This is a genomic window from Dyadobacter arcticus, from assembly GCF_011762185.1.
Taxonomy (GTDB): Bacteria; Bacteroidota; Bacteroidia; order Cytophagales; family Spirosomataceae; genus Dyadobacter; species Dyadobacter arcticus.
Window position 1 is genome coordinate 634,200 of the sequence record NZ_JAASQJ010000002.1, and the last position, 18,604, is coordinate 652,803.

Below are 18,604 nucleotides of genomic sequence, written 5' to 3' on the forward strand. Positions count from 1 at the left end.
AACGGCATGATATTTGTAAGCTCCCTCACTTCATTACCAAACTTTAAACAATCAAAACGATGATGAAAAGTTGCATAGTGGCAATTTTGCTTATCTGTACATTGGCTCCTTTGCTACATGCACAAGACTATGTTTCGCCAGTCAAGCCCGCGCAGACAGGAAAGTCCCCAGGAGTAACAGTCAAATTATTGAGCACAAATGCAGAAACTAAGGATTGGCCGATTTTGCCAGAAAAGCGACGTCGCAACCCGCCTAAGGTTCAATTCATCTAGTACTAATTTTCCAAAACATGAAAAACATTTTACTGGCAGCGGTACCTCTGGCCGCATACCTCCTGCTTACCTTGCCCGCGCCCGCATTTTCACAAAAAGGGCTGCCGTCCAAACAACCGTTTTCGGCTAATGTCAACACAGTCTATCCGCAACATGTCGACTTTAAGGAATCGATGGTAAGCAACCTGAAAGTGTCCGCTGGCTTTAAAGTTTCTGTCGCTGCGTCCGGCCTGGGCAAGCCGAGGATGATGGCAGTGTCTGATAACGGCGGCCTGTACATTACCCGGCGGGATGTAGGCGACATCCTGCTGCTGACCGATAAAGATGGTGACGGGATGTTTGAAGACCTGGTCACAGTCTGGCCACAATTCCCCGATGTGCACGGGATTACCATTCATGATGGCTACCTCTTTGCAGCATCAAGCAAGATCGTCAAAAAGGCGAAAATCGGCACCGACGGAATGCTTTCCGACACGATTACGCTCATTAAAGATCTTCCCGAAGGAGCGCAGCACAATAACCGGATGATCGCCTTCGGAAAAGATGGCAAAATGTACATGACAATCGGCAGTACCTGCAACGACTGCGGCGAGACCAACAAGGAGAATGCGACCATGCTGGTCATGAATGCAGACGGCACCAAAAGAAGGATTTTCGCTCGCGGGCTACGCAATACCATCGGTTTTGACTGGCACCCCGAAACGGGCGAGATATGGGGATGCGACAATGGCACCGACTGGCGGGGAGATGAAATCCCGCCCGAAGAGCTTAATAAGATCGAGGATGGCGGCGACTATGGCTGGCCTTTGGTATTTGGCAAACAGCAGGTTGATCCTACCCGCGAGGACCCCAGCGGGACTACCAAAGAGGAATATGCGAAATCCACCAAGCCCTCCATCATGACATTCCCGGCGCACAGTGCCCCGATCGATTTCCGGTTCCTCGGAGCGGTGAGCGGCATTCCCGCCGAGTTTCAAAACGATGCGCTTGTTGCCTGGCACGGCTCCTGGAACCGCAAAAACCCCGAAGGCTATAAGATTCAGCGAATTCATTTCGAAAAAGGAATGCCCGTTTCAGTGACCGACTTTTTCTCCGGCTTTCTGAATTCCGACGGCAAAACCAGATTTGGCAGACCAGCCGGAATCATCGTTGCCAAAACTGGAAAGATCTATGTCTCCGACGATGAGAATGGCATTATTTATTGTATCGCGCCTTCCAAATAACCATCAAAACCAGCGTCACCGACATGAAAAAAATCTTCATCGCGCTATTTCTTGCATTCTCAATAAATCTTGCATTTGCTCAAACTCCGGTAATAAAGTTCGCAGTTCCCGGTCTGTATCCCGAAGGCGTGGCATATCATCCTGATAACAAACTTTTCTACGTCGGCTCGGTGACAACGGCCACGATCGGAAGTGTCGATCTGAATGGCAATTACAAACCCGTATTTTCTGATTCGACATTAAAATCAACCTATGGATTGAAGGTTGATCCTTCAAAAAAACTGTTGTGGGCCTGTGTGTCGGATGCCAATTACAGCAAATACAGTGAACCGGCCACTTTAAGAAAACTAGGCAGGCTTATCGCCCTTGACCTGGGCACCGGTAAAAAAGTAAAAGACATTGACCTGGCAAGTCTTGTTGAGGGTAAACATTTTATCAATGACATTGTATTCGATGCGGAGGGCAATTTGTACGCTACAGACAGTTTCAGCCCGGTAATTTACATCGTTGATAAGACTGGCAAAGCTTCAGTTTTTGTCAAAAGTGATTTTTTCAAAGCGTTGGATATCGGGTTAAATGGGATTGCTTTCAATCCCAAAGGCTTTTTTATCGTGAATAACAACAGCCAAGGAGCCTTGTATAAGGTGGATTTGAAAAACCCGGAAAAAATCAGCCGTGTAAAGATTAAAAACCTCTTCCCGGGTTCGGACGGCATGCTCTTCGATGACAACGGGAGACTGGTGGTGGTCCAAAACAAAAGTGTGGACAAGATATTCAGGCTGATCAGTAATGACGACTGGCAGACTGCGGAGCTGGAATCTGCCACAGCCGCTGAAGACCGTTATCAACAGCCGAGCACTCTCACATTGGTTGCAAAGCAGGTCTACATTCTGAACTCGAAAATGAACGAGCTGGCTGATCCGGTAAAGCGCCCATCCAAAGAATTTTCCATCCAGCGGGCCGAGTTCAAGCCTGTGAAATAAGAATCATTAGGAGGAGATTGGTTTGTGCCCATCTCCTCCTGATATGAATCAAGCGCCTCAATAAAATACTTGATCTGCATTTTTTCTTGCTGGACAAGTGAGATCAGATGATCCAAGTATTTGTGAACTGTTAGTTGACCGCCCTTCATCTGAATGCCCTTATCAAACCACTGATGTAAAGGAAAATTATCGAACGGAGTCCCATATACGCCAACGACCGTTACTACGCCCCCACGCCGGACGGCATCCAGGCAATATCCAAGGGTTTTCATTGTACCCACTTCCGCACGGACCACACCCAGTGCCTTTTCGACTAGGCTGCGATCAGCTTCCATTCCAACCGCATCCACACAAACATCGGCACCATAGCCCCCGGTCATCTGTCGAATCAGTTCCACCGCTTCCACCCGGCTCGCACCCCGAATCCAGGCTGCTTTCATAGCCATAATGCCCACCGGTGCGCTTGATGCAGAGAAAGGGGAGTCGAGATAAGAAACAATAGTAGACCGCCCTTGTCCGGGAACGGGTTACTCAGGAGCCGTGGGAATAAACGGCTGAACGTCATTTTTAACTGGTTCCAGCGATTGCAGAAAGTAGTACAACGCTTTAAGGTCTTCTTTTTTAAATGACTGAAACGACTTCCAAGGCATAGGCGAATCCGGAAAAGTTTCCCCCGCTGCGAATCTTCCAATGAAGTCATTAACTGTCCAGGAAGCGATCACTCCCGTTTTTGCGTCCGGTGTCAAATTTGGCGTTGCAAAGACACCGCCTTTGACAGGCATCTGGTAACCTCCTGCGAACTGGCTACCGATGAACTCCCCCGTCTTGCCACGCAGGGTATGGCAACCCACGCAGTTGGCAACCGAAACAGCCAAGTACTGCCCGTAAGCTGCGGTTGTATCCGGCTTTACATATTTGGGGGCCTCGGTCAACACAGGTTTCAGCGCAAAACGCGCAACGACTTTGCCCAGGATATTCAATTCTGTGGCAGGCACCCGGTTTTTAACGGGCTTAATACTTCTCAGGTAAGAAATTATAGCGGATATGTCATAGTCGCTCATCGTATTAAAGGTCATAAATGGCACCATGGCAGTATTGTCATGCTTTACCGAATGCCTTATTGCACGTGCCAACTGTTCGTCGCTGTAGGCGCCAATGCCGGTTTCACTGTCAGGTGTGATATTCGGGGTGTAAATTGTCCCAAATGGGAGCTCGACTTTCAATCCACCAGAAAGGCTTGTATGCGCGCTGGTCTGAAAATTTTTAATGCCACTCGACGTATGGCATGTCCAGCAATGCGAAGGCCCCATGACCAGGTACTGTCCCCTGGTAATCAGCGTAGAATCGCGGGATGATCTGATACCGGTCTCTTTCAAACTAAATTCCTTTTTATAACTTAGTTGAACGTAAATGAGTGATACGGATACCATCATAATGAGGATAACACAGGATCGAATGATCTGTTTGATTAACTTTTTTTTCATGGCTGCTGTAATGAGGTTATATTACGTCTTCCAGCCGGATCAAGCCAGTAACCCAGTTTTAAGGAGGAATGTTTTAACTATGTAACTAAAATGAGTGATTCGCTTTGCTCTCACCAGGAAGTTAGGGCAAGCTAATCTTATAAGATGAGCTCGCCCTAGCCTTCGTTAAGTGAAAAGAGTAAGATGATGGGATAATCCTATGGATTCTATATTATCCTGTAAACCCGGCAGCACTTGTTTCTTGCCACTTTCATCCATTTGGTCAGAAACTTATGGATGATAAATAAATAGCTGGAACTCCGGTTTTAGAGAATGGCTATTGATCTTAAAATAGTCCGGCAGCATGGTGTATCGCACCCATGGAGTTTGCGCCGTTCCAGCCTTGTGACAGCAGTGCTCTGGAACCTTTTTCGTTGACCCGATATAAATTATCTCCCGACACCATGAACAAGTTTCCACCTACCCCGCTCATCGCAGTAACGTTCGGGAAACCGTCCCTCACAAAATCAATTGCTCCGGTGTCTTTATTAATCCGCCATAATTTGTCCGCCAACATCATGTACAAAAATGGTGATGTTCCATAGGGAGCGGCCATGCCTTTCACATCTGTCCAGTTGCCACCATACTGTCTTTCAACCAGGCCTGTTGTCCTGTTGATCTTGTACAATGTATTTTTCCAGATAATGTACAATCCATTGTTATGGTAGTAAAGAGCCTGGGTTCCAGTCCAGTTCTCAAGAGCATTTACTCCGCCGAGCCTGGTACGCGTTCCATTAAATTTATTGATCTTCCAAAGCCGTGTTCCCTGCTGTGCATACATAAAACCCTGCTGATCTTCGCCGGTGAGGCCAATAGCCCCGGTTCCGAATGGGTATTTCTGAATAACGTCCCCCGACAAGCGGTGCGCCTTCGTCAGAACACCGTTGCCTTCAATGGTCCAGATATAATTGTTATCTTCTGCAATGGTTTTTGCTGCACCAGTTGCCCCAACCTCAGGTGTATTTAGCAGTTGATAGGATCCGTCCTTTGTACTTACGCTGTAAATTGATTTGAACCACCGAATATATAAATTAGAATACATGGCGGTAATCGTATTTACATCTCCAACTGAAAGCACAGTTTCGTTCTTTGTCCAGGTGGTGCCGTCCTTTTTGGTAAGGGTCTCTTTCCCATTCTTGCTGAAATATTTAGGGCCATACAGCATTATAGAGTTGAAATCCAACTGTTTTCCTCCGTCGAAGGTTACTCCGCTCCCATATTGCTCGAAATTATGTTCTTTTCCTGCTTCTATATTTTCCCAGTGAACGGTCAAATATTGGTCCCGGTCGGCACGGGCCTGCTCGTGTACTAAACCTATCGCATGACCGATTTCATGAACAATCGTACCAACCGATGCCCCACTTTCCAACTCGATAACCTGCTTGCCCGTGATCATACCGATGTTAGACCGGTTTACACTCGAAGAAACGAACCGTATATAATCGGCCTGGTTTGTTCGTTTAACAAAAGTTACCGAGGTTTTGGATTCCCACTCTGTTATCGCTGCGTTGATATTAGTTTCTGATAAATTCGCGGAGATTTCATACGGTACGAATGCGTCAGGCCACCTGTAATCTTTATTGGCATAACCAGCTCCGGAAACCCGTGCATTTTCATCAGACCCGCCTGCTAATTGTTCAGCGGTAAGAATAATATCGTCCTGCCAGACTGCTTGGCCATCAATCTCTTTATACCTGATCCTATGCCCACTGAACTGTCCATCCTTGACTGTACCGGTGCTGTCCGAGCTGACTATGGCAGTTTGTTTTTCAAGGGTTGTTTCCCCCAGCTTGTCTTCACAAGAACTAAATAATGAAGAGGCCAATATGAGGCCTGATGCCCAAACGGGCAATGAAATTGATTTCATAATAATGAAAATGATAAATAAATAAATAAATAAACTACTTGGCAATATCTGAACGCTTATATCCATACGCAGCCGAATCCAACTTCATCTAAGTCAAAAGCTGAGCATCAGTTTAGTGAGCGTTTCTGGCTTCGAAAAGAAAGGAGAATGACTGGTTGGAAGCGTACCTGTTTTATTCGTGGCCACATTTTTCGCCATTTCCGACATGTTCCCATTTCTGGCTTCCGAACAAATGATGTAATACTTGGGGATAGCCCCGTAAATAGCATCCGTAACCTGAACAGGAGTTGCGAACGGTGCAACCGGTTGTTTACCGAGATTTGCTTTCGCAAACGCAATGTCTGCGGGAGAGCAGTCATGATAAAGGAAGTTAGCAACCTGAGCGAGATCTAAAGTAAAAGTAGCCTGGTTCTGATCGAAGATAAAACTGTTCGTAAAAGTAGCTTCCCCTGGTTTGGATGGCAGAAATTTCGCAGCCAGAGAAAAAACAGATTCCCCGTTTTTTGGCAGGAAGGCGTCCAGGAAAATTAACTTCTCCACCTTTGCCGTACCCAACCGCTCAGCAGTCTGAGCAATCGTAACTCCGCCGGAGGAATGTCCCACCAGAATAACGGGACCGGTTTGTGAATTGGCGACATCAACCACTTTGTTCACATAATCGTCCAGCGTCACCTTTTCCGCAGGTGTCTTGTCGTCACTATGGCCAGGCAGGTCGATCGCTACAACCCGATGGCCTTGGGCCAGTAAAAGTGGTACTACTTTCGTCCAGGCCCATGCGCCATGGCTGGCCCCGTGGATCAACAAGTAAGTTTTGGCCGGTTTTTTGATTTCATGATCTTCGCTACACGAAATCAGCAGCGAAAAGGACAATAGAAGGACTGTTGCCCAGAAGGGCAGAAAATTTGTTTTCATGGCAGTAAAAGATGAATAAATAGATTACAATATGCCCTGGTAGAACAGTGGGCCGGGCAGCCCAATTATGAAGACGGTATACTATAAACGTAAGTTTGTTTTAACCAAATAAGTTACTAAGACGTTATTCTATCCCGCTTAAAACATCTACCAGTTTGTCTGGCATGGAGAAAAAAGGAGAATGGCTGCTCGCAAGCTTATACACTTTCTTACACGGCATGTTTGTCGACAGGAATGTTTTGTCCATGTCCCTGCTTTCCGTGCAAAGGATAAAGTATTTAGGTATCACTCCATAAACGTCGTCAGTTAAGCGCACAGGTGTTGCCAAAGGAACGATCGGTTCTTTTAAAATTCTGGCTAATGCGAACTTTTGGTCCTCTTCGGAGCAATCATGATAGAAGATCTGCGCAGCCATTTCCGGATTGACTGTATTCGTTGTGTGATCTTCCGAAGGGATAATATTTTCGACAAGCGTGGGTTTTCTTGAATCTGGTGTCAAATGTTTGAGCGTTGCTTCTACCAGTGCGAACAGTGATTCACCGTCCCTGGGCAGGAATGCATCAATATAAATAAGGGACAGGACTTTTTCAGGACCTAACTTTTCCGCTGTCTGCGAAATTACGATACCCGCCATTGAATGACCAACTAATATCACCGGCCCGTTTTGATCATTGGCAGTTGTTACTACTGCATTTACGTAATCATCCAAACTGAGATCCGACGTACGTTCGATATCGCCTCCGTGCCCCGGCAGCTCGGTTGCTATTGCTTTGTGCCCCCTGGCTTGCAGTAATGGGGTTACTTTATCCCAGCACCAGGCACCATGCCATGCCCCGTGAACTAAGATGTATGTTTTACCAGGTTGAGAAAATTCAATGTTTGTCATGACTAATAAGATAATGATTGAAAATAGATTGCTTTGGTATTGAATGAACTATGAAGCAAAATTGAGCATTAACAATCAATCGCAAGTGGTAAAAAAGGGACATTGTTATGCCAGCGAGAAAGATGACTCAGCACGGCTCCTGTAAATTTCAGAAGTAAGATTAAGTTCCCGCTCTGGTGACTTGCTTTCCAGGAGATGAAATTCGGTTGGTGTGTGCTTCGTAAAATCCTTATAATCCTTGACCAGGTGTTGATAATCGAAATATCCGCAGTCAAAGGCTATCTGCAGCCAGTCCCTTTCCGGATAAGCATTCTTCATTATTACTGCATTGTTAAAGCGAATGATCCTCATATATGATTTAGGATTAACTCCCGTTCGCTCATAGAATTTCCTGGTAAACTGTTTTGGAGATAAGCAGGACTCATCAGCGAGCCAATCTACCGAAACTTTGCCACCGGAATTGATCATCAATTTGGTTACAGTATCCAGCCGGTGCGCATCTTTCCGTGTATTATGGACTAAGGAGCTTAAAAACCGGTCAGCAATCAATACCATTTGGTCGTAGCCGGCTGCATTTTGCAACTGCTCATAGATCAACCGGATATTCTTTGAAAAAATGAGTTCAGCGTCAAGGTATTTATCGGTTAGCTCGAATGAAGAAATCCCGGTAAGCCTAAATAATGCAGTTGGCTGAAAAATAATATTGAATGTCATAAAATCTTTGCCCAGCAAATACCGATTAATCACCGAGGTCTGCTGGCCTGCAAGGACTATACCAAATTTATGGTCCCTTTTTGGACCACTGCCTAATTGGACCAGCTCCCGTTCGCGGAGAAAGAAATGAAGGCAAACTTCCGGCCTGGGCGCATACGCTTTCAGGATTGGCTCAGGCGCATTCACAAAGCCAAAGTGAACAATCCGATAACACTGCACAAATTCGTTCAGCGAGCGGTGAGGCGCAAGGTCTTTTAAAATCATTTACAGCTAAGTATTTCTTTTACACAAAAATACATTTTTTAATTCTCCACATATCTAGGCGACACAATAGTTCCCTGCCCAGCGATAGCTTGCCATCGGCAATCTATTTTCTGATAGACGGTGGTCCTACGAACATATAAAACATTTTCTCCGGAAGGCGAGTCTATTCTGATTTTCTTCGTCAATGTCAATGAAGTTAGAACATCGGAAAAAGCGAAAATATCAAATTGGGATGCGACCCGCTCAACAGATTTCCAGGAGCCATGGATCAGCGTACTGATTTCGGCTTGCTTGTCATTGATTTCCCCATTTGGAGTACAATTGATATACTTATCAGCAAACAGGTAGGCAAATGTGGCTGAATCTTTCTGCTCCATAGCCCGGTTATGTTGATCATCAAGTTGAATGAAGAAGTTTATCAGGTCCTTGTTTGCTTTGTTGCCCTGCCCCGGTGTGAACAAACTGATTGATGAGAATAGTCCAAAAAATAGGGTTTTTGCCATGTTCTTGTTTACAAAAATTAAGAGTTTACTGAAACTAGTAATTCATTTTTCAGTACCTGACTTCATGCTGAAATAAATTCTGAGGCAAATTTCATCGGTTTCTGCTAATGACAGGTGGTAAGAAAAGGACATTCTAGAATTATAAAATAGTGACTTAGCACGCTGATACAGTTCAAATGAAAGGTCAAATCATCGTATACTACACCCCTTTTAATACGGTGAAAGATTTTTCGGAAAATGAGTAAAGACTCTCAATTGACAATTAAGTTTCCTTACTTATCCTTAAGATTTTACCGACGAGCAGAGCACATCGCAGGCACCCAGCCTGGCAATAATCTAGGTTTGACTTCAGCGCGAGATTTCGATGTACAGAGCTTCTGCTAACCCATCATCAGCTAAGGAATTCTAATTCGAACGTCATTGTTAAAAGACGCCCACCACAAGACGCCTTTGCTGCTCAACAAAGGCACAAATCCTGGTCGAATATCCCATTTTCACGCCTTCGTACAGAAAGGTGGTTTTCGAATAAAGCAATTTTTCCTTAGGTGTGATGCGCTCCATTACTTAAAAACCAAATAATCTTGCAAATCCAAAAATTACAGGCTTTTTTGCCTCTTATCCCCTACCACACAGCCACGCTCGATTCCTCTCTTTTCTTTGCAATGGTTTTCCTGAAAAAGTCAACCAAATCTTTTACGTGGTAGTCAAATGAAAAATACATTCTGTTGTTCCAGCAATTTTCACGAATCTTTCTCAGCCTTGCTTTGTCCCGCAATTGCTGGCCCAAATCCTCGAAATCCTTGAAAAACACGCCTGTATCAAACTTCTTCATCATATTCTGACTGGCAACTATATTTCCGCTATTGTCCCGCTGGATCATAGGCAGCCCAGCTGTCGCCAGTGTCGTCAGGCGCGCGGGTAAATTCAGGTCCATCCAATCCATTTTCATTAGCTCGCCCTGGTTCGCGCTCTGAAAAACGTGCAGCCAGCCTGCGTCGTATTGCGATAGCACTTTCGTCCATTGTGCAGGCGAACAATTGTGGTAAAGATGAACGTGCTTAGGGGCCAGATTTAACACCTGAGTGAGCCATAATTTGTAGGTTTTATGACTGATATCCCCATAAATGTGCAGATGAATATCTTGTTTGGACATTTCCTTTACATCATTCGGCTCAATCCCGAATGGTCGCCCCGAAACGACGGTGTGGATTTGCCCATCCTTCTCCGATAAAAGCTCGGTTTTTTCTTCTTTAAAGTAAAATCTTGAAGGCAGGTCACCGTCCAATATGAATGAATTTCTTTTTTCACTATCCAAAAATTGTTCGAACCAGACTTTATTCTCCTCATTGATGTAAATCTGACCATCTGAATTTTGAAAAAGATCGATTAGCCTGTCCCACAATCCTTGTTGCCGGCACACAAATGGACCTTCTTTGAAATGCCACACAAATGGTATCCCCAGATTTCTCTGCATCACTTCATGGGCCAGCGGTACGGCGTAGGAATTAAGTTGTGCATATATAATGTCTGGCTGAATTTCCTTCACACGGGCCTCCCAATTGTCCATCGGAATATCTTGCACATTTCCAAAAGGCAGCGGCCCCACTGCGTTGAAAAAGTATGGATGACCGATCCAAAGACCATATAGTTGATGTCCCTGCTCTTCCAGTGCACAAATCCGCTCCGCATTGTAAGCCAGCTCGCCCACCAGCAAAATCTTCAGAGACCCGGATGAGCGGACAACAGGAAGATATTGTAGGGTTTTAAAGTCATTGAATTCATTAATAAAATGACCTGATGCAGATTTGAACCGAAGGCGTTGTTTTACCTTGTAATATTGTTTGTACCAATGAATTCCGCCCCACGAACCGAGCTCATTGATGATTTTATGTCTCTGCAATGGATGCGAAACCCATTCAGCCGAAACCTGATTGGTTGACACAAACCGCCCAAAAGATTTTATGCGTCCCCAGAACATAAAATTCAGATCGTCTGTAACTAACTCGGCCCGTTCAACCCACGTCTCGTCCACCTTCCGGTGTAATACCTGGACCAGCTGGAAATGCGGTCCATCTTCTATTTTCTCAAATGTTGTTTTTGCAAGGCTGGCCTGAATGGAGTCATAATATTCGTAACGTAGACCCGAATACGCCAGTACCGCATCGGGATTTTCGTCCAGCGCAGTACAAAGCGAGGACAAGTGATTTTTGAAAAAAATATCATCGGCAGGCAAATAGGCAATGTAATCATAGCTCGCCAGCTCAATGCCTTTATTAAGACTATAACCCATACCCTCATTCCGTTCATTCTCATAGTAACGGATCCGGCTATCCGTATCCATGAATTCCCTTAGAACTGATTCCAGGTTGTCCGTTGAACCATCGTTGATCACCACGATTTCCCAATCCAAAAAATCCTGCTTTTTAACACTTACGATCGCCCTGCGAATAAATGATGCCTGGTTATATACTGGAATAATAATCGAAATATGTTGCGCTTCCATTCAATTCATTTTTTAAAATATATAAAATAAAACAGCAGTCAATTTCAAAAAACTAAACGCATATTCACGTTAGAAATTCATCACATACTCCTTCACACGACCGTTTGATTGGTCATAATACGAATTAAAGCTGGGAAAAACCTCCGATAATTCAATTACATGATCACTTTTACCGAGCATGTTCATAAAAAGAATTACCAGCAATGGTGACGTGAAATCAATGTACTGTGGTTTGGTCCGATCGTCTCCATGCCCGCTACCGGCCCTCGGTATCTGTCCAAACTTCACAAATACCTCCCGCGGAATTGAATGTGCGGAAAGAAATTCATTCATCCGCATGCAGAATAAATGGGCCAGTCCATGACATTCACCGATCCATACCAGCAGAAATTTCGTTTTAATATGCCACTGCCTCCGTTTCAAGGTAACCTTACTTTTGAAAACAACCCTGGGGCTGGCTACCACGTTTTTTTCCAATGAAGCACTGATCAAAAACTCGCCTATCCGTTGTAAAAAATACTTATATCCAAAAAGCTCCGTATCATTAAACAATTCCAGAAATTGTGTGAACTTAGATCTCCTGGCCAATGCTTCCATTGAAAAATTAACGGGGTTAACTTTTACCCCATATTCATTAGAAATGATAACATTCTCATGATCTCCAATCGATAAATACAGAGCATTTAAAGGAATCAAATTACCAAATTCATTACTACAATTACCTGCAATATCCATGGTGTGATCCGACAAAACCGGGAAGGAACTTGCATTATGGATTGAAGCATCCCTGACATCCGCAATGACCGAATGTTGGTTCAGATCCGCTATATATTTTCTACATTTATCAACGATCTGTGGCGGGCAAAATCCAAGATATCTGGAAATATTAGATCCAAATCCGTTCGAAAAGGAGTTAATGACAATCTCCTCAAATCGAGGGTCAACAGTCTGAATAAATGTGCCAAACCTGACATGATCATCAATAAAAATCTGCCCGTTATCCAGGAACTGAAAAATATCCACCGGCCTTTCTGGTCCGTGTTCATTGAGCGCACCAGTAACATTGTGAACCAGTTTAATAAGCCTGTCAAAATCGGTGCCTTCCGCTTCTGCCAGATTTCCATTACCCAGATAGAATTCCTCATATGCTCTCAACAAGGGTACCTTTCCTCCCACTCCTTGTACGCACTTCGACAGGGTAAGCCTGGTTCGTTTTTTTAGAAAATTATTATTGAGAACAAAAAAAACTTCAAGTATTCTCCCTTGCACCGACTCAACATCCTCAGCTTCCAATTCGCTGTCAGCATTGGCGAAAACGTTCTCGTAAAATAGGCTTCCGGAACGAGCGAGCTCATTAAGATAATTCTGGCTCCGATCAGCATTTAAAGAATTGGTAAGATTCACGGAACACTCTTCTATGTAAGTCCTTCGCTTTGAGATATCTGACGTTGATTCTATTTTTAGTGACGCAGCCTTTAAATCTCTTAGAAAATCACGTACTTCCAGGATATTCGCGTCAAAATTTAGTCTTCTGGAATCAATATATTTGATCAGGGTAGAGACCCACTCCATATCATCCAATCCGACCGGGAATTTAATGTGTACAATTCCTAAATCCACCAGCCCGGTCAGGTATTCATCCACCGTTTCAATCGTTTGTGAAAATCTGGCTGCAATCAGATCCACAAAATCCGAGTATCTTATTGGCAGTTTGGCGAGTTCCAGAATCTCGGTAATCACCTCCGTTCTTTTTACCTTCTTAAAGAACTCACTGTTATTTGTATTTAAAAAGAAATGAATATATTCTTCATTGTCATTTCCAAGGAAAATAGCTTTGTTAACTGTCACTTCCAACTGTCCAATAAACTTTTTACTTGAAAGCAGCATTTCTCGTGCGCGAAAATACACCAGATTTGAAATCTGGATCCTCGATTCCCGATCCGAGAAATCTATACCCCTATATTTCCTTCCAATCAATTCCATTGCAAATACCCCATTGAGGCTACTAAACGGAGTTGTCTTTGTTGCGCTTCGGGTTAGATACTTTGTTGCTGTCAAGATGAGATTCCTGCCACTTTTATTCATGCCGACCCGCAGCAAGATATTTTTTTTCAATTCATCATGTAAAATACACGAAGAAAACAAAATTCCATTGCTTAATGCATGTCGGCTCAGCGCGTCCTGCAATGTCCTGATACCCGTTTCCAATTGACTTTCAAATGCAATTCCAAATTGCTCCTTTACTTTTTCGATCCGGGTAGAGAAAGAAATGTATGCATCGACAGCATTTCTCAAAGTCTCGTATTCAGCTGTTACTTTATTGTACTTCGATAAATTTCTATTGTTATAAATATCTCTCTTGAAAGTCAGCAATTTGTTCCTGTGCATCTCACGCGATTCCATGCCTATCAGACCAGACAGGATTTCAACAATCTTCTGTTTCAAATTCGAATATACCTTTTCCATCGACCGGATCGTATGCAGATCTGCCGCACCATTTTCCAAAGTCAACAATTTAAGTATATCAGTTTCCAATCCACCCTCCCGACCAAATAGCAAAGGAAATGTAGGTGCCATAAAAATCAATTCAATGTATGCTGAATAACCTCCTCAATATCAAAAGCCAGCATAGTCTGACAAACTTCACTTTTCAGATCCGAGAGCTGCTCGAAATTGCACAAATTTCCATCTTCAAATTGACGTACAAATTCCTTAAATATATTCAAATGACTGTCATCGTCCTTGGGATGCGGAACATGCTTGGATACGCCCCTCATTTGTAATACCAGCGCTACATCTTCACGGTCATAACACAATGTGCCCAATGTAATTGCCGGCTTTTCATGAAGGATCGGATAATGATAAATTCCGGATCCGCATTGATGAATAATTAGATCGACCGAGGACGACACCAGATCGAGTGGTAAAAATCGGTTTTGAAAAAGTCGCTGTTGCTCAGCTTCATTCAAAATTTCATAATGAACAGTCGTAATAACACAATATCCCTGCGCCAGCAAATAAGCTATGTACACACCCACCGCACTATTGTCAATCAGACCGAGGGTCAGGAATACCTTCCTTCTATTCTTATTTGAATCGAAAAAAATCTTCAATTCCGAAATCAGTGCCTCCGAAGCATTGTCCTTAACGATCAGTGGCCCGGAGAAAAAATAGGACTCCTTATTGGAAATGTTATCCGGCAGCAATTCAATGGATGGGATTCCAGGTACAACTTTGGTTTTAGCATGTAGGTATTTCTTCAAAAGTTTCAAATCAGGCATTGTATCCGACGGCTGCAAACCTTCATGCAGAAATGCCAGCAGATCATTACCTTTTCTTCCATCATCACCCTTTTCCGCCGAATGAAAGTGATGGTGCCTTCTTTGCGTTTTATCAATTGATCTGAAAAAACCGGTCCTGTGTATTGAAATTCGTGGGACGCCATTTTTCTCAGATATCAGTGGGCTTGTAAAACAATTGTCTTCCAAAATGATGTCCGGCTTTACCAGATCAAATGATTTTTTTTCGGCAGAGAAAACAGTTTCGCTCATTGCACTCACACTCATATCCTGACTGATTTCATATTTAGCATCAACACAATTAATCCCGCTGCTACTCAAAAGAGCTCTGCTCTGCTCGCCCACCAGAAAAAAATTATTAACATACGGTAGCCTTTTAAAGTAACGCTGATGCATCACAAAAAGCGGGATCAGATGCGAATGACCACCAACCAGACTTGGTATCGATAAGATATTCATTTGGTCAATGTTGATTTTATATTTTTGAAATCGCCAAGTTTCAGGCCGTCGACAAATTCATTTGAATAAATAAGCCGGAGCAAGTCCGCGTAACGTTTGTTAAATTCGACCGTATTATCTCCAATTTCGAATAGCTTATTTCCTCCTAACCGATTCTGTGGAATGGGCACCAGACTAAAATACAATGCATCCACAATACTCTGTTGCCTGAATTTCTTGCTTTTCTCGCTGCCATTGAATGACAGGCTTACCCTGCTTTTGATCAGCTTCGGAAACATGCAATCGTCTCCCTTAACAACCTCAATATTCCTGTGGATCGCTTCCTTTTGCTGATCCATATGTTTGAGGTTTAAAACGATTCCATAATCGCGTTCGGAAACATTCTTCGGAGCTAATCTGACATGCAAGTCAGGGACTATTTTATGGATTGATGCAATTGCTCTCTCAACAATTACCGAATCCTCATTTTGAACTGAACCGCATAGATTAACCCAAATTTCCCTGGGGTGCTTAAGCAATTCCTGTCCGGTAAAACAAGCTTCCAAGTCGCCACTCGTATAAAGATCCTCCGGAAACCTACCTAATAACTTCTTGATCTTTTCACTCGTATTGATAGAATAAAGTTCATCCGAAAAATCCTTCTCAAAGGATTCCCTGGGATAATTGAGCGGGATTGCCGGATCATAAAGCATCGAAACGACAGCCATATCAAGTCTGGTAAAGGATTTATCCGGATTATCGTTTTGGAAAAATAAGCTGCCCGGATAAGTATAGCTATCCCCGGTTACACCCAGTGATTGTACAATCTCCTCCAATACAATATTCTCCCTCGTCGAATGCAGTGTATCGTTTCCATTATAGTATATGCCGACATATGCCTTGCTGAGAATGCCGTCGTAACTGACCGAGCGTGCCATTCCAAAATGACTGGTGGTATCGACATCATTTTGAATAAGACTATCCGCTTTCAGATACGCTCCTACCTCCTTAACATTTCCAAAGAAAATTTCTATCGAATTTGCATCACTTTTGATTTCCAGCGTGCATTTAATCGGAAGGTCCAATTTATTGATTCTCGCAATTACATTTTTTACATAACCTATTTCTGTTTCGGACGGATTGCCAACCAAAACAATTTTAGGATCCGAATTCCACTTCAACAAATTATCAAGATTCTTGCTCTCAAAGTCCTCATGAAAAACAGTTTCATAAAAATAATTGATGGTAGCCATATCATACCTGCCCTTTAACCCTAGGATTTCATCAGCATTAATCTCCGGGCCTTTCTTTTTCCCGCAAGCCGAAAACAATGTCGCCATAGCACAAGTCATAAATATTAAGAAAATAATTCTGATCTTTTCTGGCATTACGGCTCTAAATTTATTTTGCTAGAATTCCAGTTAAACTTCAAAATGGGCCCCGCTAAGGTTAGAAGGACCCATTCGTAATTTGGCGGATAGAAACTTTACTTTATCAGTAGGCACATTGATCATCTCCTTACTAATCATTGCCATGAAATTGAAGATGACGTGTTCAATTTACTATCCAATATAATTGTTTAGTAATTATTGGTAGGTGTAAGTTGTCGTAGTGACAGTACTATCCCCACCCGATTTGTTTTTATAAGTAGACACACTCTGCACTTTCTTCTTAGGGGTCTTAGATTTACCATTATAACTACCCCAAACGTATCCAATGGTTGTTATAACAGTACCAACCAAGACATAAACGCCACAAGGAATGGTTGTTCCACCTTTAATTTCTGTCAGCTCCCGCTCACAAAGTTGAATAGCATAGCTATCCACCATTAAGTCATCAATTGATAGTTTCATATTAAGTAAAATTAAGAAATATTCCTACTCGTTTTTGGTTTTTCGGAATCGACCATATGGCAATGATTATCTTTGATGTTTTTATTTCTTATTGAATACATATAGCATATTAGAAAATACTCTTTCGAGAAGGCTTCTGTCATTTGTGATTATTTCCCCAATTCCTTTCATGTTATCCTTAATTACAATCCTATTCTTCGAGATTTCACGGAAATTTATATCAATACGTCCTACATAAAATTTCTCATCGGAAATCAGCGAAAACTCTGATAAAGTCCCCTCAATGACGCCATACTCTTTATAAGGATAATCGTTCAATTTTATCAAAACCCGCTGCCCTAATTTCACCTTTCCCGCACCCTCAACAGATATATTTGCCTTAATAAAATGTGAACTACTGTCCGGAAGCACTGTTAGCAACTTTCCTGAAAATTTATTTCCCTCTTCTAGATTTTGCAAAAAATGAACTTTGCCATGAAGCGGTGCAACAAACAAATAGAGCTTCTTCCAGGCTTCGATCGCTGCATGCAAGCGGCCTAGTGATGTTCGGATGGAAACAGATTGTGTCAGCAGGCTTTGCCTCTCATCGCTCATCAGACTTTTCCTTGTATTTGTGAGTTTTACAATATCCGCCCCGATTCTGGTAACCTGTATTTCATTCTGCTTCAATTCCGATAGCTTATTATAGTAATTTTGTCGGTTGGTATAATTGTCAACCCGGCTCAAAACTTTTTGACTGGACAAAATCGAATCAATTTTCATTTTCTCTTCATTGATCTCATGTTGCTTATCGTCAATTTTAGTTAATGTAGAATAATGACTTTGCAATCTTTTCAACCCATCCAGCTCATCATCCAGATATTGAATCTGCGATTGAAAAGAATTCATTTTCCGAATTTTATAATACAATAAAAGCTCATTGGAAAAAGATGTCCACTCATTCTCAATTGTCTCACCCAATTGCATATTCGATCCCACATATTTCTCGAAAAAAGCGGTTAATCTATTGTCATTAAAAGAGAAATTCTTCAATTCCCTGTCAAGCGTAAGGACATCCTGGTAATTTGCACCATTCCGAAAAACCAAAAGATTCATATTTTCTTTCACCGGTGCATTGTTGCGGACCAATATCTTCTGGATCTCCGCCTCCTCGGGAGGTTGAAAAGTAATGCTCGGCTTATTTGTTGAAATTTTGATCTCACATTTAATAATATCCGGATACCTGACAATGTACGCCAGAACGAACAGCAGAAGAAATATCCCAAGAAAAACGGTAACGCCCCATCGCATCCACCAGCTTGGCTTCATCATGTACACCTCGCCGTAAAACTCGTCCCTTAAGTCAAAATCTTCCAGATTCATAT

General features: G+C 42.9%; 15 protein-coding genes. 2 read left to right on the forward strand and 13 right to left on the reverse strand.

The features are described from left to right. Window positions 1-289 precede the first annotated feature (289 nt). Window positions 290-1,495: a PQQ-dependent sugar dehydrogenase gene (locus FHS68_RS10425; protein WP_167269752.1), complete on the forward strand. Its 1,206-nt coding sequence runs from the start codon at window positions 290-292 to the stop codon at window positions 1,493-1,495. Window positions 1,496-1,518: 23 nt separating this feature from the next. Then, complete coding sequence (locus FHS68_RS10430) at window positions 1,519-2,478, forward strand: gluconolaconase (RefSeq protein WP_167269753.1); 960 nt, start codon at window positions 1,519-1,521, stop codon at window positions 2,476-2,478. Here the strand turns inward: FHS68_RS10430 and FHS68_RS10435 are convergent. From FHS68_RS10435 to FHS68_RS10495, 13 genes are all read right to left on the reverse strand, one after another. Then, window positions 2,379-2,924 carry an MDR/zinc-dependent alcohol dehydrogenase-like family protein gene (locus FHS68_RS10435; protein ID WP_229211846.1) on the reverse strand — a complete coding sequence of 182 codons (546 nt, stop codon included), beginning with the start codon at window positions 2,922-2,924 and terminating at the stop codon, window positions 2,379-2,381. The two genes, FHS68_RS10430 and FHS68_RS10435, sit on opposite strands and share 100 nt — an antisense overlap. 81 nt (window positions 2,925-3,005) lie before the next feature. Then, on the reverse strand, window positions 3,006-3,962 hold the full coding sequence (locus tag FHS68_RS10440) for a c-type cytochrome (RefSeq protein ID WP_167269754.1): 957 nt from the start codon (window positions 3,960-3,962) through the stop codon (window positions 3,006-3,008). Window positions 3,963-4,287: 325 nt separating this feature from the next. Then, window positions 4,288-5,868, reverse strand: a complete 1,581-nt coding sequence (locus tag FHS68_RS10445) for a M12 family metallopeptidase (protein ID WP_167269755.1) — start codon at window positions 5,866-5,868, stop codon at window positions 4,288-4,290. A 93-nt stretch (window positions 5,869-5,961) separates the two neighbouring features. Then, a complete protein-coding gene (locus FHS68_RS10450) occupies window positions 5,962-6,780 on the reverse strand; it encodes an alpha/beta hydrolase (protein ID WP_167269756.1) in 819 nt (272 codons plus the stop codon). Between the two features lie 124 nt (window positions 6,781-6,904). Continuing rightward, window positions 6,905-7,666 carry an alpha/beta fold hydrolase gene (locus tag FHS68_RS10455; RefSeq protein ID WP_167269757.1) on the reverse strand — a complete coding sequence of 254 codons (762 nt, stop codon included), beginning with the start codon at window positions 7,664-7,666 and terminating at the stop codon, window positions 6,905-6,907. Window positions 7,667-7,771: 105 nt separating this feature from the next. Further along, window positions 7,772-8,644 (reverse strand): helix-turn-helix domain-containing protein, encoded by an 873-nt coding sequence (locus FHS68_RS10460; protein ID WP_167269758.1) that lies wholly within the window; start codon window positions 8,642-8,644, stop codon window positions 7,772-7,774. 38 nt (window positions 8,645-8,682) lie between these two features. Continuing rightward, on the reverse strand, window positions 8,683-9,147 hold the full coding sequence (locus tag FHS68_RS10465; protein WP_167269759.1) for a nuclear transport factor 2 family protein: 465 nt from the start codon (window positions 9,145-9,147) through the stop codon (window positions 8,683-8,685). A gap of 622 nt (window positions 9,148-9,769) precedes the next feature. Next, entirely contained in the window at window positions 9,770-11,650 is a 1,881-nt protein-coding gene (locus tag FHS68_RS10470) for a glycosyltransferase family 2 protein (protein ID WP_167269760.1), read from the reverse strand. Window positions 11,651-11,719: 69 nt separating this feature from the next. After that, window positions 11,720-14,227: a lantibiotic dehydratase gene (locus FHS68_RS10475; protein WP_167269761.1), complete on the reverse strand. Its 2,508-nt coding sequence runs from the start codon at window positions 14,225-14,227 to the stop codon at window positions 11,720-11,722. Window positions 14,228-14,232: 5 nt separating this feature from the next. Then, complete coding sequence (locus FHS68_RS10480) at window positions 14,233-15,408, reverse strand: glycosyltransferase family 1 protein (protein WP_167269762.1); 1,176 nt, start codon at window positions 15,406-15,408, stop codon at window positions 14,233-14,235. Beyond that, window positions 15,405-16,775: a DUF2927 domain-containing protein gene (locus FHS68_RS10485; protein WP_167269763.1), complete on the reverse strand. Its 1,371-nt coding sequence runs from the start codon at window positions 16,773-16,775 to the stop codon at window positions 15,405-15,407. Before FHS68_RS10485 ends, FHS68_RS10480 begins: the two co-directional genes overlap by 4 nt. 198 nt (window positions 16,776-16,973) lie before the next feature. Continuing rightward, on the reverse strand, window positions 16,974-17,240 hold the full coding sequence (locus FHS68_RS10490) for a hypothetical protein (protein WP_167269764.1): 267 nt from the start codon (window positions 17,238-17,240) through the stop codon (window positions 16,974-16,976). An 81-nt stretch (window positions 17,241-17,321) separates the two neighbouring features. Then, window positions 17,322-18,602 (reverse strand): HlyD family secretion protein, encoded by a 1,281-nt coding sequence (locus FHS68_RS10495; protein ID WP_167269765.1) that lies wholly within the window; start codon window positions 18,600-18,602, stop codon window positions 17,322-17,324. Window positions 18,603-18,604: the final 2 nt, after the last annotated feature.

Coding starts and splice junctions, on each gene's coding strand:
- FHS68_RS10445 (WP_167269755.1), bottom strand. CDS start 5,868: ATGAAATCAATTTCATTGCCCGTTTGGGCATCAGGCCTCATATTGGCC.
- FHS68_RS10485 (WP_167269763.1), bottom strand. CDS start 16,775: ATGCCAGAAAAGATCAGAATTATTTTCTTAATATTTATGACTTGTGCT.
- FHS68_RS10480 (WP_167269762.1), bottom strand. CDS start 15,408: ATGAATATCTTATCGATACCAAGTCTGGTTGGTGGTCATTCGCATCTG.
- FHS68_RS10430 (WP_167269753.1), top strand. CDS start 1,519: ATGAAAAAAATCTTCATCGCGCTATTTCTTGCATTCTCAATAAATCTT.
- FHS68_RS10450 (WP_167269756.1), bottom strand. CDS start 6,780: ATGAAAACAAATTTTCTGCCCTTCTGGGCAACAGTCCTTCTATTGTCC.
- FHS68_RS10490 (WP_167269764.1), bottom strand. CDS start 17,240: ATGAAACTATCAATTGATGACTTAATGGTGGATAGCTATGCTATTCAA.
- FHS68_RS10475 (WP_167269761.1), bottom strand. CDS start 14,227: ATGGCACCTACATTTCCTTTGCTATTTGGTCGGGAGGGTGGATTGGAA.
- FHS68_RS10440 (WP_167269754.1), bottom strand. CDS start 3,962: ATGAAAAAAAAGTTAATCAAACAGATCATTCGATCCTGTGTTATCCTC.
- FHS68_RS10465 (WP_167269759.1), bottom strand. CDS start 9,147: ATGGCAAAAACCCTATTTTTTGGACTATTCTCATCAATCAGTTTGTTC.
- FHS68_RS10425 (WP_167269752.1), top strand. CDS start 290: ATGAAAAACATTTTACTGGCAGCGGTACCTCTGGCCGCATACCTCCTG.
- FHS68_RS10455 (WP_167269757.1), bottom strand. CDS start 7,666: ATGACAAACATTGAATTTTCTCAACCTGGTAAAACATACATCTTAGTT.
- FHS68_RS10435 (WP_229211846.1), bottom strand. CDS start 2,924: ATGGCTATGAAAGCAGCCTGGATTCGGGGTGCGAGCCGGGTGGAAGCG.
- FHS68_RS10495 (WP_167269765.1), bottom strand. CDS start 18,602: ATGAATCTGGAAGATTTTGACTTAAGGGACGAGTTTTACGGCGAGGTG.
- FHS68_RS10470 (WP_167269760.1), bottom strand. CDS start 11,650: ATGGAAGCGCAACATATTTCGATTATTATTCCAGTATATAACCAGGCA.
- FHS68_RS10460 (WP_167269758.1), bottom strand. CDS start 8,644: ATGATTTTAAAAGACCTTGCGCCTCACCGCTCGCTGAACGAATTTGTG.